The following is a 22,307-nucleotide window of genomic DNA, read 5'->3' as shown; positions in this document are numbered from 1 at the left end:
ATCGACGTCCACATCAGCCGCCTGCGCGCCAAGATCGACAAGGGGTTCGATCACGCCATGCTGCAGACCGTGCGCGGGGCGGGCTACCGGCTGGAGCCCTGRCGSCCGCCCGTGAAACTYCCSTCCCTCCTTCGCCGCACGCCCTTCCGGCTGACGCTGCTGTTCCTCGCCCTGTTCGCCGCGGCGGCCAGCGCCATCCTGGCCTGGGTCTATTTCGCCTCGGCCTCCGAGGCGCGGACCAAGGCCGAGCGCGACGTGCGCGGCGAGATGCAGGTCCTGACGGGAATCTACAATGAACGCGGCTTCGACGCCCTGAACCGGGCGTTGATCGACCGGTCGCTGACCCGCAGTTCACTGGTCTATCTTCTGATGAACCCGGACGGCAGCCGGGTGACCGGCAGCCTCAGCATCTCGCCGATCGAGAAGATGGAGGGCGACCGGCAGTGGATCACCTTCCCCTTCACGGACACAGACGCCGAGGGCCGTGTGACCCGGCCCCAGGTGCGGGGGGTGCAGCAACGCCTCTCGGGCGGCGAAATGCTGCTCGTCGGCGCTTCGCTCAGCGAGACCGAGGCCTATCTGGCGCGCCTGACCCAGGCCCTGTGGGCGGCCATGGGCATCGTTCTGCTGCTGGGTCTGGCCGGCGGCATTCTGGTCAGCCGCAATCTCGAACGGGCCATGGGCCGGCTCGGCAAGGTCGTCACCGCGGTTCAGGAGGGCGACCTCAAGGCGCGGGCGGTGGTCAGGAACTCCGGCGACGAGCTGGACGAACTGGGCGCGGGGCTGAACACCATGCTGGATCGGCTGGAAGGGTCGATGGCCTCGATCCGCCACGCCGGCGACGCCATCGCCCATGACCTGCGCTCGCCCCTGACGCGGATGCGGGCCAGGCTGGAGGTGGCGCTGATGGACGCCGAGGCGGGCAAGATCGACGGCGTCGATGCGGTGCAGCTGGCGCTGGACGAGGCCGACAGCCTGCTCAAGACCTTCAACACCGTCCTGGCCATCGCCCGGCTGCAGGCCGCGGCGGGCCGCACCCCGGATCCCAGGGTGTTCGACGCCGCCGATCTCGCCGCCGACATGGCCGAGTTGTACGAGCCGGCCTCGGAGGACAAGGGGCTGGAGTTCTCGGCCGAGATCGAACGCGGCCTGATGATCGAGGGCAATCAGCCCTTCCTGGCCCAGGCCCTGGCCAACATCATCGACAACGCCATCAAATACACCCCGACCGGCGGCGCGGTGATGCTGCGGGCCCGGCGGCGGTCGTCGGGCGAGATCGAATACTCCGTCACCGACACCGGTCCGGGCGTGCCGGAAGAGGATCGCGAGCGCGTCATCGAACGGTTCGTGCGGCTGGACAACAGCCGCACCGAGGCCGGTTCGGGTCTGGGCCTGTCCCTGGTGGGGGCGGTGATGGAGGCGCACGGCGGGCGAATCATCCTCGATGAGGGGCCGGGCGCCTACGGCGGCTTCGGACCGGGCCTGCGGGTGGCGCTGATCCTGCCGGCGGCGGAATGACCCGGGCCCTGGCCCGGCGCCTGGGCGCCTGCGGCCCCGTCGTCGACCCGGACGCCTCGGCGCGGGCCCGGGAGCGCCTGACCGAAGCCGCCGTCGACGGCGGCTGGGCCGCGGAACTGGAGACGGCCTGGCCGGCCCTCGCCCCCGTGTTCGCCGCATCGCCCTATCTGTTCGGCCTGGCCCGCCGCCGGCCCGACCGGTTGCGCGCCGTGCTGGAAGACAGACCGGACGAGCGGCTGGACGCCATCCTCGCGGCGACCGAAGCCCTGACCGGGGGCGCCGAAGACGTTCGCGCGCCCCTGCGCCGGCTGAAGGGCGAACTGCATCTGCTGACCGCCCTGTGCGACCTCGGCGGGGTCTGGGATCTCGACGGGGTCACGTCAGCGCTCAGCCGCTTCGCCGACGTCTCGACCCGGGCCGCCCTGCGGGCCATCGCCAGCGACCAGCGCGAAAGGGGCAAGCTGGTTTCGGCGCCGGAGGATCCCCGCGGCCCGATCCCCGGCCTGTTCGGTCTGGCCATGGGCAAGCACGGCGCCTTCGAGCTCAACTATTCCTCGGACATCGACATCAGCCTGTTCTGGGAGCCGGAGGCGCTGGAAAGCGCCCTGGCCGAGGGCGTGGAGCCGCAGAAATTCCTGAACCGCGCCGCCCAGGCCCTGTCGTCCCTGATGCAGGAGCGGACCGGCGACGGCTATGTCTTCCGCGTCGACCTCAGGCTGCGGCCCGACCCTTCCTCGACCCCGCCGGTCGTCGCCGTGCCGTTCGCCCTGTCCTACTACGAAGGCGTCGGCCAGAACTGGGAGCGGGCGGCCTTCATCAAGGCGCGGCCCATGCTCGGCGATATCGGCGCCGGACGCGACTTCCTGACAGCCCTGACGCCCTTCATCTGGCGACGCAGCCTCGACTACCCGGCCATCCTCGACATCCAGTCGATCAAGCGGCAGATCCACGTTCACAAGACCGGCGAGGGGCTGGACGCCGCGGGCGCCAATCTGAAGCTGGGCCGGGGCGGCATCCGCGAGATCGAATTCTTCGCCCAGACCCAGCAGCTGATCCTCGGCGGCCGGGATCCCGCCCTGCGCAATCCGCGCACCGTCGACGCCCTCGCCCTGCTGCGCGACGCCGGCCATGTGAGCCCCGAAGCCTGCGCCGAACTGACCGCGGCCTATGCGAGCCTGCGCCGGCTGGAGCACCGGGTGCAGATGCTCGACGACGAGCAGAGCCACACCCTTCCGGTCGATCCGGCGCGGCGCGCCGCGGTCGCCGCCCTGGCCGGGGAGGGCGACCTGGCCGCCTTCGACGCCCGGGTCGAAGCCCTGCTGGTCGGCGTCAACCGCCGCTACGGCGAGCTGTTCGAGGGCGAGGAGGCGCTGTCGTCCCCCTATGGTTCGCTGGTCTTCACCGGAGTCGAGAACGACCCGGAGACCCTCTCGACCTTGGCCCGCATGGGCTTCGCCGAACCCGCCGGCGTGGCCGACACGATCCGCAGCTGGCACCACGGCCGCATCCCCGCCACCCGGTCGGCGCGCGGGCGCGAGCTGTTCACGCGTCTGGCCCCGCGCCTGCTGACCGCGCTGGCCGACACCGGCGCGGCCGACGCCGCCTTCCGCCGTTTCGCGGTCTTCTTCTCCGGACTCAGCGCCGGGGTGCAGGTCCAGGCCCTGTTCCTGGCCCAGCCGAAGCTGTTCGAACAGGTCGTCGGCGTGATGGCCTTCGCCCCCCGTCTGGCGCGCACACTGGGCCGGTATCCGGCGGCGCTCGACAGCATGCTCGACGCCCGCTTCGCCCGGGTCATCGACGAGGATTCCGGCGTCGTCGCCCAACTTCTGGCGGACACAGCCGCGGCGCCGGACTTTGAGTCCGCCCTCGACGTGGCGCGGCGGATGCATCGCGAGCAGATGTTCCGCATCGGCGTCCAGACCCTGACCGGGCGCGCCGATCCCGAGGCCGCGGGCCGCGCCTACACCGCCGTGGCCGACGCGGTCATCGCCGCCCTGGCCCCTGCCGCCATGGCCGAGGCCGTGCGCCAGGGCGGGCTCCTGCCGGGTGGCGCGGTCGCCGTCATCGCCCTGGGCAAGGCCGGGTCGCGGGAGATGACGGCAAGCTCGGACCTCGACCTGATGACGGTCTATGCGGCGCCCGACGACGCCGTGTCCGAGGGAAAGGGCTGGGCCCCCGGCGTCTTCTATTCCCGCTTCACCCAGCGGCTGATCGCGGCCCTGTCGGCGCATACAGCGGAGGGCGGGCTGTATGAGGTCGACATGCGGCTGCGCCCCGGCGCGGCCAAGGGGCCGGTGTCGCTGCGGCTGGAGGCGGTCCAGGACTATTACGCCGCCGAGGCCGACACCTGGGAGTTCATGGCCCTGACGCGGGCGCGGGTGGTGTGGACCGACGACCCTGCGTTCGGGGCCCGGGTGGAGGCGGCGATCGAGGCCGTCCTGCGCCGGCCGCGTCCGGGCGTGGACGTGGCCGCCGACGCCCGGCGCATGCGCGATCTGATGGCCCGCGAGCGGCCGGGTCAGGGGCTCTGGGACCTGAAATTGTCGCCCGGCGGCCAGGTCGACGCTGAATTCGTCGCCCAGGCGGGCCAGCTGGCGGCGGCGTCGGCCGGCGGGCCGTTGACAGTGTCGACGCTCAAGGCCCTGGCGGATGAGCCGGCCCTCGCCTCGGCCTGGCGGCTGCAGCAGGCGCTGAACCAGATTCTGGGCGCCGCCTTCGACGAAAGGCCCGATCCCGACCACGAGCCAGAGGGGCTCCGGCGCCGGCTGGCTGAAGCGGCGGGCATGGCCGATTTCCAAACCCTGAAGACGCATCTCGTCGAGACGCGCGCGGCCGCGCGGGCCGCCTTCGAAACCGCCCTGCCGGCGGTCCGCGACGGAGACTGACCCGGTCGCCGTTTCACTCTCCGGACAGGGACACAGCGGCCGCGTCGAGCGGCCATGGAGATCATGTGATGAAAAAGACCCTTCTGGCCGGCGCTCTCGCCGCCTTGGCTCTCGCCGCCGCGGGGGGCGTCGCCATCGCCCAGGCCGCGCCCCAGGCCGCAGCGCCCCGCGCGATGCGCGCCGACGCCGATGGCGACAGCCGCATCAGCCAGGCCGAGTTCGTCGGCCGGCGCCTGCAACGCCTGACCGCCGCCGACGCTGACCGCGACGGCTCGGTCACGCCCGAGGAAATGCGCGCCGTCGCCCAGGCGCGCATGGCCCAACGCGCCGACGCCCGCTTCCAGCGTCTGGACGCGAACAGCGACGGCTCCATCAGCCGCGCCGAATTCGACATGCGCCGCGCCGCTCGGGCCGAGGCCCGTCCGCACCGCGCCGCCCGCATGCATCGGGGCGCGGGCCGGATGGCGCGCCACGGCCAGGGAGCGAACATGCACGGCCCGATTTCGATCGCCGGGGCCCAGGCCAAGGCCGAACAGGCCTTCACCCGCCTGGACGCCGACCGGGACGGCTTCATCACCGCCGCCGAACGTCGGGCCGGAATGCAGGGCGTGCGCCGCGAGCGCATGACCGAACGCCGCGCCGCACGTCACGCCCAAAGGCAGGCGTCGCCTCCGGCGCCCGCATCGGAGTAGGGTTGATGTCCGGGGCGACGGTCATGGACCGACTGACCCTTTCGCGAACGATGGGAGAGGGCCGGATTGGCGTTGATCGCCGACCCCGACGAGGACCTGGTGCGCCGCGTGGGTCAGGGCGACCCCGCGGCCATCCAGACCATGGTGGCGCGCAAGCTGCCGCGGATGCTGGCGCTCGCGCAGCGCATGCTGGGCGATGCGGCCGAGGCCGAGGACGTGGCCCAGGACGCCATGCTGCGGGCCTGGAAACAGGCTCCGCGCTGGACGCCGGGGCAGGCCAAGTTCGACACCTGGCTGCACCGGGTCGCCCTGAACCTCTGCTACGACCGGCTGCGCCGGCGGCGCGAGGTTCCGACCGACGCCCCGCCGGACCGGCCCGACGACGGGCCTTCCCCGGATCGGGGACTGATGGCGGCGGACGTGGGCGCGCGCGTGAACGCGGCGCTGACGCGCCTGCCGGATCGTCAGCGCGAGGCGGTCGTGCTGTGCCATTATCAGGAACTGACCAATATCGAGGCCGCGGCCCTGATGTCGGTCAGCGTGGATGCGCTGGAGAGCCTGCTGTCGCGTGGACGGCGGGCGTTGAGACAGGCCCTGGCCGATATCCGGCCGGGCGCTGAAGGAGTTTGAGTGTGATGACGTCCGAACGGTTTCTGGCCCTGATCGCCGCCTGGGGCGCGGACGCGCGGCGCTGGCCTGAAGACGAGCGCGCGGCGGCCGAGGCATTCGCCGCGGCCCGTCCGGAGATCGCGCGGGCGGCTCTCGCCGAGGCGGACGCGGTCGACGCCCTGCTGCACCTGTCGCGCACCGCCCCGCCCTCGATCGCGCTGCGCGACCGCGTCATCGCCTCGGCCGCCGGGGCCGGGCTGAAGGCGCGGCGCGAGGGCCGCCGCTGGCTGGACCGCCTGACCCTGGCCTTCGGCGCCGGCTGGGCCGCCGCCGCCTGCGCGGGCGTGGCCGCCGGCGTCATGATGACCACCCACCTGACCGCCGACGTCCAGGCCGACGCGGTCCTGTATCAGGCGTCGCTGATGGGCGTGGATGACACCGAGGTGTTGGGATGACCTCCCGGACGCTGAAGATCGCCCTGGCCGCCTCGGTGGCCCTCAATCTCTTCGCGCTGGCGGCGGGCGCCAGCCTGCTCGTCACCCGCGCCGAGGTCGAAAAGCGTCTGGAGGCGCAGCATCGCGCGCCCCGCACGCGGTCCCCCATGGTGCTGATCGGCCAGCTGGATCCGGCCGTTCGCGACCGGGTGCGGGACACCCTGCGCGCCTCGGCCCTCGCCGCCCGACCCGACTTCGAGGAAGCCCGCCAGAAGCGGCGCGAAGCCGTCCGGATCGCCTCGTCCGACAGCTTCGACAGCGCCCGGGTCACGGCCCTGCTGACGGAGTCGCGACAGGCGGAGTTGCGCGGCCGCGCCCGGCTGGAGGCGAACGCCGTCGAGGTTCTGGATACGCTGGAGCCTGCCGACCGCAAGGCCTTGTCGGAAATCCTGACCCGCCGGGGCCGCGTCGTGGTCCGTCAGGACAGGCAGGGCGCGCCCCCGGAAAAGGCGCCGGCCCCCGCCAACTGACCTCAGGCCGCGCGGGCCTGTTCGGCGCGGACGCCGTCAGGCCGTTGGATCGGCAGGACGAAGCCCACGGTGGTGCCCCGCCCGGGCTCGCTGGCGATGGTCAGGACCCCGCCGTGCAGCTCGATCAGCGATTTGGTCAGGGCCAGGCCCAGGCCCGTTCCTTGGGTGGTCTTGGAGTGCTGGCCCTCGACCTGTTCGAACGGCCGCGCCAGCCGGTCCAGATCCTTCTCCGCGATGCCGATGCCGGTGTCGGTGACGGCCACCCGCACCCGGTCGTCGTCCTCGCGCGACAGGGCGACGACGATGTCGCCGCCCTCGGGCGTGAATTTCACGGCATTGGAGATCAGGTTCAGGACCACCTGCTTCAGGCCGCGGTAGTCGGCGTCGATCTCGGGCATCTCGGGGGCGTCGACCAGCAGGTTCAGCCCCGCCTCCTGGATCTTGCCGCGCATCAACCGTGTCGCGTCCTCGACCACCTCCTTCAGCGACACCTTCTCATAGTGGAGCGTCAGCTTGCCGGCCTCGATCTTGGCCATGTCGAGGATGTCGTTGATCAGGCTCAGCAGATGCTGGCCCGACTTCAGGATGTCGGCGGCGTAGCCCTTGTACCGGGCGTCGCCCAGGGGTCCGAACATCTCGCCGGCCATGATTTCCGAGAAGCCGTTGATGGCGTTCAGCGGGGTGCGCAGCTCATGGCTCATATTGGCCAGGAATTCCGACTTGGCCTGGTTGGCCGCCTCGGCCCGGGTCATCGCCACCTCGTATTTGCGGGCCAGCAGCGACAGCTTCTCCTCGCGGTCCTCCAGCTCGGTGATGGTCACGTGCAGCCGCTCGGTGGCCCGCTGGCGTTCGGCCTCCTTGCGCTTGATGGCGGTGATGTCCGCGGCCGTCACGACCGAACCGCCGTCCGAGGTGAAGCGCTCGACCAGCTGCAGCCAGCGCCCGTCGTTCAGCTCGATCTCGCGCGCGCCGGCCCGCCCGCCTGTCGCCGGCTGGTCCGAGGTGATGGCCAGGGCGGCGATCCGGTTGAGGTCCTGTTTGAAGGCTCCACGGCGGACGACCCCCGCCTCGAAGCCGAAGGCGTCCTGGAAGGCCTGGTTGGACAGGATCAGCCGGCCCTGTTTGTCGAACAGGACGAAGGCGTCGGACACGCTCTCGATCCCGTCGCGCAGCCGGCTTTCGGCGGCCTGGGCCTGGGCCTTGGCGCGGCGGGCCTCGGTCGTGTCCAGGGCCACGCCCAACACGCTGGTGAAGCCGTCCTCGCCGCGGTCGCCGCGCGCCTGGCCGCGCGCGTCGATCCAGCGCGCCTTGCCCTGGCTGTCGGACACCGGGAAGCTGACGTCGAAGGCGCCGAAGGTCTGGGCCTGCCGCAAGGCGTGCAGGACAGCCTCGTGATAGCGTGGGTGAATCCGGGCCAGCATCTCGTCGGCCGTGACCGCGCCGCGCTGCTCCAGTCCCATCAGCTGGGCCATATAGTCCGAGATGGTGACCGTCTCGCTTTCGGTGTCCCATTCCCAGACCCCACACCGGGCCGCCTCGACCGCGCCGCGGAACCGCTGTTCGGACGCCGCCCATTCCTGGCTGATGCCTTGCTGGCGGCGTTGCAGCAGCAGAGCCAGCAGGACGACGAATGCGCCGATGCCGACCGGCGCCGTCAGCACCCAGACATCGTCCAGCAGGGCGTCGGCGCCGACGGTGACGGGGGTGGAGGCGACGGCGATCAGGCCGGTGTCGCCGACAGCGGAGCCCGTCCGGCGGATGGCGCGCCCGTCGCTGCGCAGGGTGACGCCCCGGCCGTTGGGGGCCACCGGCGCGGTCGCCAGGCCCAGGGCGGCGGCGTTCATTCGGGAACTGGTCAGGATGGTGTCCGGCGCGGACAGGATCGAGCGCTCGACGCCGTCTTGCGGCGCGAGCGGCGGCAGGGTTGCGCGGCCGACCAGTCGGCCTCCGCCGACCAGAGGGTTGGAGATCAGTATGGCGCGACCGTCTGCGCTCAGGCGCGACCGGCCCGGGGCGGCGGCGAACATCCGGGCGTCCCCGCCCGCGACAGCGACGGGGCGGTCGATCCCGTCCAGGACGGCGAAGGCCGCACCGGGCGCGACGGCCCGGGCGCGCTGCAGGATCTCGGCGGAGGAATCGGCGCCGATGGCGGCGGCGCGGACGGCGGCCTGCACGGGAGCGATGCGGGTTTCGAGGTCGAGGGCCAGAAGGCGGGCCTCGCGGTCCACTGCGCTCAGGCGCAGGGCGTCCGCCTCCAGTCCCGGCCGGGCCATTTCACGGGCGAACAGCAGGACATAGGCCGCGACGGCCAGGGTGACGGTCAGCAGGGCGATGCGAAGCCACGCCGGCGGCCCCTTGCGCCGGTCCGCCCAACGCCGTCCCTCGCTGGTTATGCGGCGCTCGTTGCCCCGCAAGGCGCTCTCCCCGAGAAATCGACGTCGATCAGAAGAATCTAGGCTGCGTCGCGGATTCCTGTCGAGCCTTGGTTCGGAACCATCAACGGTTTCAGGCCGCCTGCGTTTCCCGGTGGCTTGCGCCGCCTCCGGCCTCGGTCGGCGAAACCAGCACGTCCGTGACCGTCTTCAGGACCGCACGGGCCGCACGGGCCAGTTCCTGCATTTCCGGGGGGGCGTCATCCGGCGCCTCGTCCACCGAAGCCACCAGACGTTCGGCGAGGGCCAGCAGCTTCGGCGAGGCCGCGATCAGACGCGCCTGGAATTCGATCTGGTCGGGGTCGCGGTCATATTCCGCGCCGGGCACGCGCCAGCCGCCCCAGTCGGCCTTGTCGGTCACGACCACGGGATAGGTGCCCGGGAAGGGGTGATGGGGACAGTCGTCGGCGGTCTGCCACTTGTTGCGCGCCCGCATCAGCCGCCACGACTCGCCGGTGTTGGCGGCGGGATCCTCGGTCGGCAGCAGCAGTTCGTGGCCCAGGAATTCGCGACCCAGACCGACGTCATAGGTGACGCGGACGGGTTCCTCGAAGCCCTTGGCCCAGACGGGCTGAACCTTTTCGATCTGGGCCCATGCGCCGACGCATTCGACCCAGACCTTCTGGCCCTTCTGGAACTGCGCGCGCGCCATCGTGACTCCCGATCTGAACGGCGAGAATGCGCCGCCGCGGGTGAACAGCCGGTTCCGCGAAAGGGTGAAGCAGACGTAAACGCCGGCTTCACCCCGGCCTGGCTCAGGCCCGCGAAATGTCTTCCAGCGCCTCGCCGGCGTACTTTTCCTTCACCCGGGTCGACAGGTCGCCCAGCGAGACGACGCCGACCAGGCGGCTGTCCTTGTCCAGCACGGGCAGGCGGCGGATCTGCTTCGTGCCCATGGCGTCGAGCACGGTCTTCAGCTCATCGTCGGCATTGGCCGTATGCGGATCACGGGTGATGTATTCCACCACCGGCGCGCTGGCCGCCGCGCCCTGGGCGAGGGCGCGAATGGTCAGGTCCCGGTCGGTGATCGTGCCGATCAGCGTGTCGCCGTCGGCCACGGGCATGAAGCCGAAATCACCGGCCGCCATGCGCGAGGCGACCTCCTGGACCGTGTCGCCGGGACGGGCGACCTGAACGTCCTTGCTCATTACGTCGCGAACTTTCATCGGGGTCTCTCCTTGAGATGAGGCTGCCGTCAGAACCCCCGCGCCCGTCGCCGGTTCCGGTCAGCTACATGACTGTCAGACAACGAGCGCCTCAGGGTCGCGTCAGCCCCCGCATGGTTTTCTGCCTCTACGGTCCGCAACGGATCGGAACGATTGAGGAATACGACTATGAAAACCGCCATGATTCGGAAGGCCCTGCTTTCCACGCTGGCGGCGTCGGCGGTCATGACGGCCACGCCGGTGCTGGCCCAGAACGTCACCTTCTCCGTGGGCGTGGGCTCGCCCGGGTATGACCGGGGCTACGGCTACGACCGGGGCTACGGCTACGACCAGGGCTACGGTTACAACCGCGGCTACGGCAACGACCTGCAGTACCGCGCCCAGCGCCTGGCACAGCAGATCAACCGCGTCGCCTACAACGGCCGCGTCAGCCGGGGCGAGGCCCAGCGCCTGAGCTGGGAGATGCAGCAATACCGCAGCCTGGAATGGCGCTACGCCCGCGACGGCCGACTGAGCCAGCGGGAATACGCGGAGCTGAGCTACCGTCTGGACCGTATCCAAGCCATGCTCCGGATGGATCGCCGCGACCGCTGGTAGGCGGTCGGCGCGAACCGAGGGCCGCCCCGGCGACGGGGCGGCCCTTTCGCTTTGGTCGCGGCCCGGCTAAGCCGCGCGGGCCATCCGGAGCCCGTCCATGACCGTCGCCACCACCGCCGCCGCCGCCGAAAGCCGCGAGATTCTGGCCCGCCTGGGCGTCGCCGCAGCCGTCTGGAGTTCCGACGGCTTCGAGGCCCGCTCGCCGATCGACGGCTCGGTCGCCGGCCGGGTCGCCGAAACGCCGGACCTCGACGCCGTCTCCGCCCGGTCGGTCGCGGCCTTTCATCAGTGGAAACGGCTTCCCGCGCCCCGCCGCGGCGAACTGGTCCGACTGCTGGGCGAGGAGCTGCGGGCCTCGAAGGACGACCTGGCCCGTCTCGTCACCCTGGAAGCCGGCAAGATCGTCTCCGAAGGCCTCGGCGAGGTTCAGGAGATGATCGACATCTGCGACTTCGCCGTCGGCCTGTCGCGCCAGCTCTACGGCCTGACGCTCGCCAGCGAGCGGCCCGGCCACCACATGCGCGAGACGTGGCAGCCGCTGGGGCCGGTGCTGGTGATCTCGGCCTTCAACTTCCCGGTCGCCGTCTGGGCCTGGAACGCCTGTCTGGCCCTCATCTGCGGCGATCCGGTGATCTGGAAGCCGTCGGAGAAGACGCCGCTGACCGCCCTCGCCACCCAGGCCGTCTTCGACCGCGCCATCGCCCGCTTCGGCGACGCGCCCGAAGGCCTGTGCCAGCTCGTCATCGGCGGCCGCGAAGCCGGCGAAGCCCTCGCCGCCGATCCGCGCATCGCGCTGGTCTCCGCCACCGGCTCGACCCGCATGGGCCGCGCGGTGGCGCAAACGGTCGCCGCCCGTCTCGGCCGCTCCCTGCTCGAGCTCGGCGGCAACAACGCCATGATCGTGACGCCAAGCGCCGACCTCGACATGGCCGTGCGCGCCATCGCCTTCTCGGCCGTGGGCACCTGCGGCCAGCGCTGCACTACCCTGCGCCGCCTGCTGGTGCATGAAAGCGTCGCCGACGGCCTGATCGCGCGCCTCAAGGCGGCCTATGAAACCCTGCCCGTCGGCGATCCGCGCGAGGCCGGCGTCCTTATCGGTCCCCTGATCGATGAGGCCGCGGCGCACGGCTTCGACACGGCCCTGGCCCACGCCGTCGAACAGGGCGGCCGGATCGTCGTCGGCGGCGACCGCGTTGACCGGGACGGCGTCTACGTCCGCCCGGCGATTGTCCGCATGCCGGCCCAGAGCGCGGTGGTCCAGCACGAGACCTTCGCTCCCATCCTCTACGTCCTGACCTGGTCCGACTTCGACGAGGCCGTGGCGATGCAGAACGCCGTGCCGCAGGGTTTGAGCTCCTGCGTCTTCACCGACAGCGTGCGCGAGGCAGAGGCTTTCCTGTCCGCCTGGGGCTCGGACTGCGGCATCGCCAACGTCAACATCGGCCCCTCGGGCGCCGAGATCGGCGGGGCCTTCGGCGGCGAGAAGGACACCGGCGGCGGCCGCGAATCCGGCTCCGACGCCTGGAAGGCCTATATGCGCCGCCAGACCCAGACGGTGAATTTCAGCCGCGAACTGCCGCTGGCGCAGGGCGTGAAGTTCGAGGTGTGAGGCGGTTTCTCCCTCCCCCTTGTGGGGAGGGATGTCGGCGCGCAGCGACGACAGGGTGGGGTACGCCAGTCCGCGCTCCGGCCCTTTCGGACCCCACCCGGATGGCTTCGCCATCGTCCCTCCCCATGAAGGGGAGGGAGAGCGGCGGCGTCGCCGAAATCCCCGTGATCTTCACAGTCTTCGACGTCGTTGTCGGCCGTCGTCGAAATCCCCACGATTCCGTCGTCGAATTCCTCAGCCTCTCACCGCCGCCTCCAGGGCCGCGGCGAGGTCGCCTTTTCCGACGATTTCCACGCGCTCCAGCCCCAGCCATCCCGTCATCCGGCTCAGCTCGCCCGCCAGCCTGGCGGCCGTGTCGGCCGTCGCGTCCGGCTCCCGCCACGCCGCCTGGACCAGCAGCGTCCCGCCCTTGCGGTCCGACTTCAGGTCGACCCGCGCCGTGATCGCCTCGTCCTCCAGGAAGGGCAGCACATAATAGCCGTGGGTCCGCTTGTGGGCCGGGGTGTAGATCTCCAGCCGCACACGCGTCCCGAACAGCCGCTCGGTCCGGTCGCGGGTCCAGATCAGATTGTCGAAGGGCGACAGCAGGGCCGCGCCGGCCACCTTGCGCGGCGTACGCGCGCCTGCGGCCAGATACGCTGGCTGCCGCCAGCCCTTGACCGTGACCGGCGTCAGCTCGCCCGCCTCCACCAGCTCCGCCACGCGCTCGCGCGCATCGGCCAGCGGCAGCCGGAAATAGTCCCGCAGGTCCGCGGCCGTCGCCACGCCGGTCGCCCGCGCCGCGATGCGGACCAGGTCGCGCTGGGCGTCCGCCTCGTGGGGCGTCGGCAGGTTGATGATGCGGGCGGGCAGGGCGCGTTCGGTCAGGTCATAGACCCGCTCGAAGCCGTTGCGCGTCCTCGTGGTGATCAGCCCGGCCCAGAACAGCCATTCCAGCGCCCGCTTGCCGTCCGACCATGACCACCAGCCGGGCGCGCCACGCGGTCCTTCGGCGAAGTCCGCGCCGGTGACCGGCCCCCGCCGTTCGATCTCGGCCAGAACCCCGTCGATATAGTCCCGCTTCTCGCGGCCGAACCGCGACAGCCCGGTCCACATCGCCCCGCCGCGCGCCCGCTCCATACGCCACCGCAACAGGGGCTGGGTCTCCAGCGGCAGCAGCGACGCCTCGTGACCCCAGTATTCGAACAGGCTGCGCCGCGGCCCCCAGGCCTCGGCCTCCAGCGCCTCGCGCGGATAGTCGCCCAGCCGCGAGAAGGCCGGCAGATAGTGGGTCCGCGTCACCACATTGACGCTGTCGACCTGGATCACGCCCAGACGGCGCGCGACGTCGCGGACATGGCTCCGGCCCGGCGCGGCGGGGCGGGCGCGGCCGAACCCCTGGGCGGCCAGGGCGATGCGGCGGGCGGTCTTGAGGGAGAGGGTTTCCGTCACGGGGTCACCATGCCCCGCTCCCTCTCCCATTGGGAGAGGGACCTATCATCAAGTCCGAAACGTCGTCCCTACGGTCTCGCCCGCGCCGGCAGCCCCTGCGCCGCGCGGACCAGCTGCACGAATTCCGCCCGCTCGCCGTAGGGATCCTGACCCCGCGCGCCCTGCGCCTGTTCGAGAATGTCGTTCCAGCCATAGCCCTCGGCCATCCATGGATCGCCGCGCAGCTTCTGGCCGAACGCCGCCACCGCCATGGCCCAGCGGGTGCTTTCCGGCGGCTGGGCGCTGACCCGGTCGCCGCCGGCGTTGGACACGACCCGCTGCATCAGCCGCGAGTCCCGCTCGCCCGGAAGCTTGTAGCGCACCTGGACGAAGCCGACCTCGCCGTCCGGATCGCCGCCGCCGACGCCGACCCGGTTCTGATCATAGCGGCGCCCGGGAATCTGGCTCGGGCCGCCCACCGGCGTGATCTCGTAAAGGGCCGTCACCGAGGCGCCGGACCCGACCTCGCCCGCGTCGATGCGGTCGTTATTGAAGTCCTCCTCGTTCAGCAGCCGGGTCTCGTATCCGATCAGCCGATACTCGCTGACCCGCCCCGGATTGAACTCGACCTGGATCTTGACGTCGTCGGCGATGGGGAAGGCGCCCCGGTCGAAGGCCGGACCGAACAGGCGGCGGGCCTCGTTCAGATCATCGACATAGGCCGCCACGCCGTTGCCCGCCTGGGCGATCGTCTGCATCCGCGCGTCCTGGTAGTTGCCGCGCCCGAAGCCGTAGACCGACAGATAGATGCCGGTCCCGCGTTTGGCGGCGACATAGTCCTCGAGCCGCTGGTCGTCGGTGACGCCGACGTTGAAGTCGCCGTCGGTGAACATCAGGATGCGGTTGACCTTGTCGCGGCCGAAGGCGGCCTCGGCCTGGCTGTAGGCGTTGACCATCCCCTGCGCCCCGGCGGTCGAGCCGCCGGCGTTCAGCGTCTCGACGGCGCAGCGCAGCTTCAGCTTCTGGTCGCCCGGCGTCGGCCCCACGGCCGTGCCGACGTCGGAGGCGTAGAAGGTCACCGCGACCCGGTCCTGCGGCCTCAGCCGGTCGATGATCAGGTTCATCGACTTCTTCGCCAGCGCCAGCTTGTCGGCCGTCTGCATCGAGCCCGACACATCGACCATGAAGGTCAGGTTCAGCGGCCGCCGCTCGCCCTCGGGCAGTTCGTAGCCCTGCAGGCCCACGTGCACGATCTGACGGCCGGGCGACCACGGCGAGGCGGCGACGGCGGTGCTGATCGCGAACGGCTGGGTCGCCGTGGTCGGGCGGTCATAGCCATAGTCGAAATAATTGATCATCTCCTCGACCCGCACCGCGTCGGCGGGCGGGGCGCGGCCCTCGTCGATGAAGCGGCGGACGTTGGAATAGCTGGCCGTGTCGACATCGATCGAGAAGGTTGAGACCGGCTCGTCGGCCACCCGCCGGACCGGATTGGGCGTGGCGTCGGGATAGCGTTCGGTGTCGGCCTGCGGGATCCGGCCGATGACGGGAGGCGGGACATAGGCGGGCCGGTCCTGGCGCCGGGCCGGCGCTATCGCGAGCACTTCGTTCGCCGGGACATAGGCCGGCGCGGGCGGCGGGGGAGGGGGGGGGGGGGGGCGGAGGCGGTCCGCCCGCGGGCGCGCCGGCGGTGACCCGGCTGCCGGTGACGACCACGTGATCCGGCAAGGTCCGGTCGGGCAGGATGAAACCGAAGGGCGCGCAGGCCGCCGCCGAAACCACGCCATCCGACGGCTTGTCGGGATCGATCGGCCGGCCGCCGGCCTGGGTCAGGGCGCCCGGGGCGACGGGAGACGCCAGCGCCAGGCTCATCGCGCCGGCCATGGCCTGTTTCAACGGAAGGACGGTCATCGGCGCATCTCCCTTGGGTTGTCAGACGCGCATGAGGCGGACCCGTCTCGGGCGAAACTGTGGCGGTTTCACCGGACCGCGTTCGACAATCGCGGGGTGGCGCAACCGCGCATCACCCCCCACTATCCAGCCTCGCGTCACAGGGGACCCGCATGCACGAGACGACCAGCATGGGTCTGGGCCACGCGGTGGCCCTGCTGGCCGCCATGGTCGTGGCCGCCACCCTGTTCCGCCGCTTCGGCCTCGGCGCCGTGCTGGGCTATCTCGCCGCCGGCCTGCTGATCGGCCCGTCGGTGCTGGGCGTGGTCGACGACCCCGAGTCGGTGCTGCACGTCGCCGAGTTCGGCGTCGTCATGTTCCTGTTCATCATCGGCCTGGAGATGCGGCCCGCCCGCCTGTGGAGCCTGCGCAAGGAGATCTTCGGCCTCGGCGCGGTCCAGGTCCTGGCCTGCGCCATTCTGCTGACCGGTCTCGCCATGCTGGCCGGACTGGCCTGGCACGCCGCGCTCATCGCGGGCTTCGGCTTCGCCCTGTCGTCCACCGCCATCGTCATGCAGCTGCTGGAAGAGCGCAACGAGAACGCCGAACCGGCGGGCCAGCGCGTGGTCTCCGTCCTGCTGTTTGAGGACCTGGCCATCGTGCCGCTGCTGGCCCTGGTCGCCATCCTGGCGGGGACGTATGGCTCGGCGGTCGAGACCGGCCATCCCATCTGGACGACGGTCGGCCTGGCCATCGGCGCCGTCGCCCTGGTCTATGTCGCCGGGCGCTGGGTGGTGAACCCCTTCTTCCGTCTGCTGGCCCGCTACGGCGGCCGCGAGGTCATGACCATGGGCGCCCTGTTCGTGGTTCTGGGCGCGGCCTACGCGATGAACCTGGGCGGGCTGTCGATGGCCATGGGGGCCTTTCTGGCCGGGGTCCTGCTGTCGGAATCGACCTTCCGTCACCAGCTGGAAGCCGACGTCGAGCCGTTCCGCGGCCTGCTGCTGGGCCTGTTCTTCCTGAGCGTCGGCATGTCGCTGGACCTGCGCGTCGTGGCCGCCGACTGGGTCTGGGTGCTGGGCGGGCTGGCCGCCTTCATGACCGCCAAGATGGTCGCCGTCTACGCCGTCGCCCGGCTGCGGCAGAAGCACGGCGAGGGCCTGCTGCGCGCGGCCCTGATGGGCGAGGGCGGGGAGTTCGCCTTCGTCCTCTATTCCACCGCCTTCGCCATGGGTCTGTTCGACGCCCGCACCGCCGCCATCCTGTCGGCGGTGGTGATCCTCTCCATGGCCCTGACGCCGCTCAGGGTCATGCTGGCGGACCGGCTGCGTCCGGACGAGGCCCTGTCGGCGGATGACGCCGACGGCGTCGACCACGCCCGCAACCTGCGCGAACGCGTCCTGATCATCGGCTTCGGCCGGTTCGCCCAGGTCGTGTCCCAGCCCCTGCTGGCCCGCGACGTCGACGTCTCGATCATCGACATGGACGTCGAGATGATCCAGGCCGCCGGCAATTTCGGCTTCAAGGTCTATTACGGCGACGGCTCGCGCCTCGATGTGCTGCGCGCGTCTGGCGCGGAAAGCGCCGAAACCGTTCTGGTGTGCGTCGACAAGCCCGAGGTGGCGGACCGGATCGTCGAACTGGTCAAGGCCGAATTCCCCCTGACCAAGCTGTTCGTGCGCGCCTTCGACCGCGGCCATTCGATCCGGCTGGTCAATGCGGGGGTCGAGTACCAGATCCGCGAGACCTTCGAGAGCGCCCTGGTGTTCGGCCATCAGGTGCTGATCGACCTGGGCTTTTCGGACGAGGAGGCGCGCGAGACCATCGCCGACGTCCGCCGACGTGACGAGAAGCGGTTCACCCTGCAGCTCGCCGAGGGAATCCAGGCCGGCCGCGCCCTGATGCGCGGCAACATCGCCACGACCCGGCCGGAACCCTACGTCAAGCCGCGCCGCGAGGGTCAGGCGCTGAACGAGGAGGCCGCCGACGCCCTCGAGGAGGACGGGCCGCAAGAAAAAGCCGACACCTGACGGCGCCGGCTTTCTCTCGTTCCAACCCGGAAGCCGGAAGGCCTACAGGGCGGCCTTGATCTGTTCGGCCATGCGCAGGTGGCCCTCGATCTTCGGCACGACGCTGCTGGCATGAGCCGCCAGCGGCGAGTCCGCGTTCGAGAAGCCGCGATGCAGGGTCAGGGCCTCGTTGTGGGCGGCGATCTGCTGGTCGATGAAGGTCGCGTCGAAATTGGCCGCCGAGGCCGAGCGCAGATTGTCGATCAAGCCCTGCCGGCGTTCGTCCAGGGCGGTCGGGGGCGTCGTCCCCGGCGCGGCCTGCGGAAGCATGGCCTTCATGGCGTTGGAGGCGGCCGCATGATCGGTCCGGATCATCTGCGCCAGTTCCTTGACCCGGGCGTTCTGCGACCGCTGCAAGGCGATGTCGGCGGCCTGGATTTCGTACATGTCGCCCATCGCCGCGTTGGGGATGTAGGCGGACTGCAGGTTGGAGCCCACGGTCGCCGCCGAGGTCTGGCCGACCGGGACGGACGCCATGTCCTGGGCCTTGTCCACGGCCTCGGGGCTCTGTTCGGCGTTGCAGGCGGCCAGCAGGGCCAGGCAGGCTGCGCCCGCGAGAATAGGTCTGATCATGGTTTCCTCCTCTGATCCGGGGAAAACCGGCCGGGAGCCCCGGGGTTCCCGGTTCGCCACCGGGCCCGCTTTGGTGTAGGAGGCGCCCGCCATGAACCGCCGCCTCTCGATCGCGCCCATGATGGACTGGACCGACCGGCACTGCCGGGCGTTCCATCGCGCCCTCACGACCCGCGCCCTGCTGTATACCGAGATGGTCACGGCGCCGGCCATCCTGCACGGCGATCATCAGCGGCTGCTGGGTTTCGACGCGGTCGAACATCCGGTGGCGCTGCAACTGGGCGGCTCCGATCCCGATCAGCTGGCCGAGGCCGCCCGGATCGGCGAGGCCTTCGGCTATGACGAGATCAATCTGAACGTCGGCTGCCCGTCCGACCGGGTCCAGTCGGGCCGCTTCGGCGCCTGCCTGATGCGCGAGCCGCAACTGGTCGCCGACTGCATGGCGGCCATCAGGGAAGCGGTCGCGGTGCCGGCCACGGTCAAATGCCGCATCGGCGTCGACGACCAGGAGCCGCGAATTTCGCTGTTCGAAACCGTCGACGCCTGCGCGGCCGTCGGGATCGGCGTCTTCATCGTCCACGCCCGCATGGCCTGGCTGAAGGGGTTGTCGCCGAAAGAGAACCGCGACGTGCCGCCGCTGGACTATGCGCTGGTGCGCCGGCTGAAGCGCGAGCGGCCGCAGCTGTCGATCTCGATCAACGGCGGGATCGCCTCGCTGGACGAGGCCGAGGCGCACCTCGACGACCTTGGCGATGGCGTGCGGCTGGACGGCGTCATGCTGGGCCGGGCCGCCTATCATGAGCCCGCCATCCTCGGTCAGGCCGACCGCCGCCTCTACGGCGCGGCCACGCCCGACGTCGACGCCTTCGCCGCCATCGACCGCTATCGCCCCTATATGGCGGCCCGCCTGGCGGAGGGCGTGCATCTGGCGGCGATGACCCGGCACATGCTGGGCCTGATGCACGGCCGGGCGGGAGCCCGCGCCTTCCGTCGCATCCTGACCGTCGAGGCCATTGGCCCGGGGGCCGGGCTCGAGGTTGTGGACAAGGCTGTGGACGCCGTGCGGGACGCCGAATCCCGCCTGGAGCGTCGTGGCGAGGCCGCCTGATGCATCGGAGTCACATCCCGCGCGGATATGACCCGGGGCGGGGTTAACGACGGAACGCCACGGCGCCGCTTTGCATTTGGATGGGTCAGGAGACGGTATCCATGAGCAAGACCCCGAACGCCAAACCCGACCTTCGCCTGGTCGCTGCCGAGGCTGAAATCTACGACCTGATGCGCGGGCCGCAGACGACCTCGGACCGCGTCAAACGCCTGCAGATGGAAGCCCGGGCGTTGGCCGTCGAACAGGTCGAGGCGCTGGAGAAGGTCCTGATGCAGGCCTCGGCCATGGCCGAGGAAATCGCCCAGGGCGGCGAGGCCTATCCCGTCGGCGCCCGCGAACTGGCGGGCCGACTGGCGTCTGACCTGCCGGCAAAGGCGCAAACGCTGAAAGCCATCGTCGGCCGCACGATCGGCTAGGCCGGACGGGGATCGTTCCGGTCGCGGATGCGCCGCGCCAGCCGGAACACCAGCACCGCGAAGACGACCATCACGATCGGGATGAGGATCGGCGCCACGAAGGCGATCAGCACCGTCATGAAGGCGAGGAAATCCTCCACCAGCGACACCACCGGATTGCCCAGGCCCGCGGTCGTGGCGGTGGATCCGACGCGCACGCCGGTCTGCGCCGCGTTGAAGGCCAGGGCCGCTGGCGCCCCGACGATGATCCCCGCGATGGCGGCCGCCGCCGGGTCCACGCCCCAGAAGACGCTGCCCGCCGCCACAGCGCCCGCCACGGGCCGGGTGACGTAGCCGACCGCGTTCAGCGCGTGATCGATGGCCGGCACCTTGTCGCCCGCGAACTCGGCGACAGTGGCGGTGGCCAGGGCGGCGATGGCGGGCCAGGAGACCAGCCAGTCCATCTGGTCGATCAGACGAACCCCGAACATCTCGAACCGCGCCGCCAGCGCCAGCATCAGCAGCGGCAGGAAGGTTCGCAATCCCGTCGCCGACGCGAGGCCGAGCCCCAGCAGCGCGGGCAGGACCCAGGTCTGCAACGGCCCGGCGACGGCGCTGACGGAAGACAGGTCGAGGTCGGGCATGGGTCGGCTCCATATCGTCGAACATGACAATGCGCGGGAACGCCCGCCCGCTCCATCGGCTTTTCCGTCGATCCGGACAGACAGGCCGTCCAGGTCGGCGGCCAGGGCGTGGGCGGGGCCTCGCCCTCCGGGGCCGACCCGCGGTCAATCAGACTGTCAGGCGACGACGTCATCGAACTCGCGATGGCGTTTCAGCCAGGCGACGGCGTAGCTGCAGCGCGGCTGCAGTTTGAGTTTCTCCGCCCGCGCATGCTCGGCCAGAGCCTGCATGAACTGTCCCGCCGCGCCCGAGCCGCGCAGGGCCGGATCGGCCTCGACATGCAGGATGGCCCGCGTCGATCCCTGTACGGCATAGTCGGCGAAGACGGTCCGCAGTCGACCCTCGGCGTCCGTGAAGCCCTGTTCGAATCTGTGTTCGTCTCGAACATCGCGGAACTCGGTCATGGGGAAGCCTCTCATGGCAGCAGGGACACAAGGCCAACCCGGTCGCCCCGTACGCTGTTCCCGACCGACCGGAGAAATCCGGGCCTCAGGGAGCCTTGTCGCCGAGCAGGTTCATCAGGCCGATGATGCTCTTGATCGTGAACCACACCGTCAGCAGCAACAGCCCCAGTCCGACGAGGAGCGCCGCCGGGACCAGCATGATGCCCGTGACCGGAGCCGCCAGGACGCTGACGACGCAAATCCCGATCACGACCCACAACAGGATCGTCCACCAGAACACCGACCAGAACAGGCCGATCTGGGCGTCGATATGGGCCCGGGCCAGGCCGGTCGCGCCGCTCCGTCCCGCATAGGCGACGATCAGGCCGACGATCACCAGCAGGTTGGCGCTGGGCAGGGACAGGATGTACAGGCCCCAGGCGATCAGGGCCGCCGGCTTGCCCTCGGACTCATGGCCCGCGCGGGGTTCTATCGCCTTGCCGGCGGGGCGCGTCGCATCGGCCATCGATCGTCTCTCCGTCAGATCCCCCAGCCGCGCGGATCAGCGATCGGGCGGCCGGACTTCAGGGTCCAAACGCCCGAGGCGCCGCGAAGCACCAGCCACAGCGCCAGAAGGAACAGGATCGGCACCCCCAGGGCGAACGGCGCGGCCAGCAGGATCAGCCCCGCGACGGCGGCGACCGCGGCCGTCCACAGGGTCCGCTGCTGATAGATGAAGTGCGAGGACGACAGCGCGTCCTCGGGCCCGGCGCGGCCGGTCACGGCCAGCAGGCCGATGATCGCCGACACGCCCATGGTCGGCACCGCGAACAGGATCAGGGCGTAGACGGCGTAGAGCCCCATCCCTCCGTTCGGCAGGTCGGTCACCGGATCGCGGCGGCGGCGGCGCATGGGCGGCTCCGGGGATCGCTCGAACACGGACTCCGCCTCGACCGGCTTCCGCGTTCCTTCGGACGGCGCGGCCGCGACGGGGGTCGGCTCCGGAGGGGTGGGGACGGGTTCCTGTCCGGCGGGCGCGGCGGCGGAGGTCCAGACCGTGCGCGTCGCGAACAGGTCCAGCCCGGACTCCGGCTGAACCTCGGGCTCGGGCGCGAGCTCCGGCTCCGGCTCCGGCTGAGGCTTGGGCTCCGGCGCGGGGCGAAGCTCGGGCTCGATCGCGATCGCCGCTTCCGGCGTCTCCCCGGCGTCCGCCTCCGGCTCGCGCATGCGGCCTTGCAGCGACGCCGGCGAGGCGAAGCCGATCAGGTCGTCGTGATCGTCGGCATTGGAGGGATCGCCCGGTTCGGCCATCAACGGGTCCTT

The 22,307-nt window shown here is 70.9% G+C and carries 21 protein-coding genes and 1 pseudogene; 12 read left to right on the top strand and 10 right to left on the bottom strand.

All coding sequences use genetic code 11. The annotated features are described in order from the left end of the window. From ASD25_RS33155 to ASD25_RS11395, 7 genes and pseudogenes are all read left to right on the top strand, one after another. Positions 1 to 81: pseudogene (locus tag ASD25_RS33155) on the top strand (helix-turn-helix domain-containing protein); the annotation flags it as partial. A gap of 30 nt (positions 82 to 111) precedes the next feature. Continuing rightward, the gene (locus ASD25_RS11420; RefSeq protein ID WP_055830949.1) at positions 112 to 1,518 is read left to right on the top strand and encodes a HAMP domain-containing sensor histidine kinase; all 1,407 of its coding nucleotides are present in this window, start codon (positions 112 to 114) and stop codon (positions 1,516 to 1,518) included. Further along, positions 1,515 to 4,403, top strand: coding sequence for a bifunctional [glutamine synthetase] adenylyltransferase/[glutamine synthetase]-adenylyl-L-tyrosine phosphorylase (locus ASD25_RS11415; protein ID WP_055830947.1), 2,889 nt, complete (start codon positions 1,515 to 1,517; stop codon positions 4,401 to 4,403). Before ASD25_RS11420 ends, ASD25_RS11415 begins: the two co-directional genes overlap by 4 nt. A gap of 68 nt (positions 4,404 to 4,471) precedes the next feature. Beyond that, positions 4,472 to 5,095: an EF-hand domain-containing protein gene (locus ASD25_RS11410; protein WP_055830945.1), complete on the top strand. Its 624-nt coding sequence runs from the start codon at positions 4,472 to 4,474 to the stop codon at positions 5,093 to 5,095. A gap of 66 nt (positions 5,096 to 5,161) precedes the next feature. Then, positions 5,162 to 5,725 carry an RNA polymerase sigma factor gene (locus ASD25_RS11405; RefSeq protein ID WP_156376984.1) on the top strand — a complete coding sequence of 188 codons (564 nt, stop codon included), beginning with the start codon at positions 5,162 to 5,164 and terminating at the stop codon, positions 5,723 to 5,725. A gap of 5 nt (positions 5,726 to 5,730) precedes the next feature. After that, complete coding sequence (locus ASD25_RS11400; RefSeq protein WP_055831266.1) at positions 5,731 to 6,159, top strand: hypothetical protein; 429 nt, start codon at positions 5,731 to 5,733, stop codon at positions 6,157 to 6,159. Next, complete coding sequence (locus tag ASD25_RS11395) at positions 6,156 to 6,668, top strand: periplasmic heavy metal sensor (RefSeq protein WP_055830942.1); 513 nt, start codon at positions 6,156 to 6,158, stop codon at positions 6,666 to 6,668. The genes ASD25_RS11400 and ASD25_RS11395 overlap by 4 nt, the downstream gene beginning before the upstream one ends. Positions 6,669 to 6,670: 2 nt before the next feature. Here the strand turns inward: ASD25_RS11395 and ASD25_RS11390 are convergent, their stop codons facing one another. From ASD25_RS11390 to ASD25_RS11380, 3 genes are all read right to left on the bottom strand, one after another. Next, complete coding sequence (locus tag ASD25_RS11390) at positions 6,671 to 9,082, bottom strand: ATP-binding protein (RefSeq protein ID WP_055830940.1); 2,412 nt, start codon at positions 9,080 to 9,082, stop codon at positions 6,671 to 6,673. Between the two features lie 91 nt (positions 9,083 to 9,173). Continuing rightward, the gene (locus ASD25_RS11385) at positions 9,174 to 9,752 is read right to left on the bottom strand and encodes a hypothetical protein (RefSeq protein WP_055830938.1); all 579 of its coding nucleotides are present in this window, start codon (positions 9,750 to 9,752) and stop codon (positions 9,174 to 9,176) included. Between the two features lie 103 nt (positions 9,753 to 9,855). Next, positions 9,856 to 10,266 (bottom strand): CBS domain-containing protein, encoded by a 411-nt coding sequence (locus ASD25_RS11380; RefSeq protein WP_055830936.1) that lies wholly within the window; start codon positions 10,264 to 10,266, stop codon positions 9,856 to 9,858. A 168-nt stretch (positions 10,267 to 10,434) separates the two neighbouring features. Between ASD25_RS11380 and ASD25_RS31230 the strand changes: the two genes are divergently transcribed. Together ASD25_RS31230 and ASD25_RS11370 are read left to right on the top strand one after the other, a co-directional pair. Then, complete coding sequence (locus ASD25_RS31230) at positions 10,435 to 10,863, top strand: hypothetical protein (protein WP_055830933.1); 429 nt, start codon at positions 10,435 to 10,437, stop codon at positions 10,861 to 10,863. A 97-nt stretch (positions 10,864 to 10,960) separates the two neighbouring features. Further along, positions 10,961 to 12,472 carry an aldehyde dehydrogenase family protein gene (locus tag ASD25_RS11370; protein WP_055830931.1) on the top strand — a complete coding sequence of 504 codons (1,512 nt, stop codon included), beginning with the start codon at positions 10,961 to 10,963 and terminating at the stop codon, positions 12,470 to 12,472. A 234-nt stretch (positions 12,473 to 12,706) separates the two neighbouring features. Here the strand turns inward: ASD25_RS11370 and ASD25_RS11365 are convergent, their stop codons facing one another. Further along, complete coding sequence (locus ASD25_RS11365; RefSeq protein WP_055830929.1) at positions 12,707 to 13,903, bottom strand: winged helix-turn-helix domain-containing protein; 1,197 nt, start codon at positions 13,901 to 13,903, stop codon at positions 12,707 to 12,709. Between the two features lie 68 nt (positions 13,904 to 13,971). Next, positions 13,972 to 15,486, bottom strand: a complete 1,515-nt coding sequence (locus ASD25_RS11360) for a von Willebrand factor type A domain-containing protein (protein ID WP_235562708.1) — start codon at positions 15,484 to 15,486, stop codon at positions 13,972 to 13,974. Between the two features lie 459 nt (positions 15,487 to 15,945). Here ASD25_RS11360 and ASD25_RS11355 point away from each other — a divergent pair, with 459 nt between their 5' ends. Then, complete coding sequence (locus tag ASD25_RS11355) at positions 15,946 to 17,802, top strand: monovalent cation:proton antiporter-2 (CPA2) family protein (protein WP_055830925.1); 1,857 nt, start codon at positions 15,946 to 15,948, stop codon at positions 17,800 to 17,802. 42 nt (positions 17,803 to 17,844) lie between these two features. On the opposite strand, the gene ASD25_RS11350 is transcribed toward ASD25_RS11355, so the two are convergent. Further along, positions 17,845 to 18,414, bottom strand: coding sequence for a DUF4142 domain-containing protein (locus ASD25_RS11350; protein WP_055831264.1), 570 nt, complete (start codon positions 18,412 to 18,414; stop codon positions 17,845 to 17,847). Between the two features lie 91 nt (positions 18,415 to 18,505). Here ASD25_RS11350 and dusA point away from each other — a divergent pair, with 91 nt between their 5' ends. Together dusA and ASD25_RS11340 are read left to right on the top strand one after the other, a co-directional pair. After that, complete coding sequence (gene dusA, locus ASD25_RS11345) at positions 18,506 to 19,522, top strand: tRNA dihydrouridine(20/20a) synthase DusA (protein WP_055830923.1); 1,017 nt, start codon at positions 18,506 to 18,508, stop codon at positions 19,520 to 19,522. A 101-nt stretch (positions 19,523 to 19,623) separates the two neighbouring features. Then, positions 19,624 to 19,938: a hypothetical protein gene (locus ASD25_RS11340; RefSeq protein ID WP_055830921.1), complete on the top strand. Its 315-nt coding sequence runs from the start codon at positions 19,624 to 19,626 to the stop codon at positions 19,936 to 19,938. Here ASD25_RS11340 and ASD25_RS11335 read toward each other — a convergent pair. The 4 genes from ASD25_RS11335 to ASD25_RS31935 form a co-directional block, all read right to left on the bottom strand. Next, positions 19,935 to 20,561, bottom strand: coding sequence for a DUF4126 domain-containing protein (locus ASD25_RS11335; RefSeq protein ID WP_200943604.1), 627 nt, complete (start codon positions 20,559 to 20,561; stop codon positions 19,935 to 19,937). The two genes, ASD25_RS11340 and ASD25_RS11335, sit on opposite strands and share 4 nt — an antisense overlap. 156 nt (positions 20,562 to 20,717) lie before the next feature. After that, positions 20,718 to 21,005, bottom strand: a complete 288-nt coding sequence (locus ASD25_RS11330) for a GNAT family N-acetyltransferase (RefSeq protein WP_055830919.1) — start codon at positions 21,003 to 21,005, stop codon at positions 20,718 to 20,720. Between the two features lie 85 nt (positions 21,006 to 21,090). Continuing rightward, entirely contained in the window at positions 21,091 to 21,510 is a 420-nt protein-coding gene (locus tag ASD25_RS11325) for a hypothetical protein (RefSeq protein ID WP_200943603.1), read from the bottom strand. Positions 21,511 to 21,524: 14 nt separating this feature from the next. Next, positions 21,525 to 22,295, bottom strand: coding sequence for a hypothetical protein (locus ASD25_RS31935; protein ID WP_235561777.1), 771 nt, complete (start codon positions 22,293 to 22,295; stop codon positions 21,525 to 21,527). Positions 22,296 to 22,307 lie beyond the last annotated feature (12 nt).

It is taken from the genome of Brevundimonas sp. Root1423, assembly GCF_001426805.1.
This window is presented reverse-complemented; position numbering and strand designations above follow the sequence as displayed.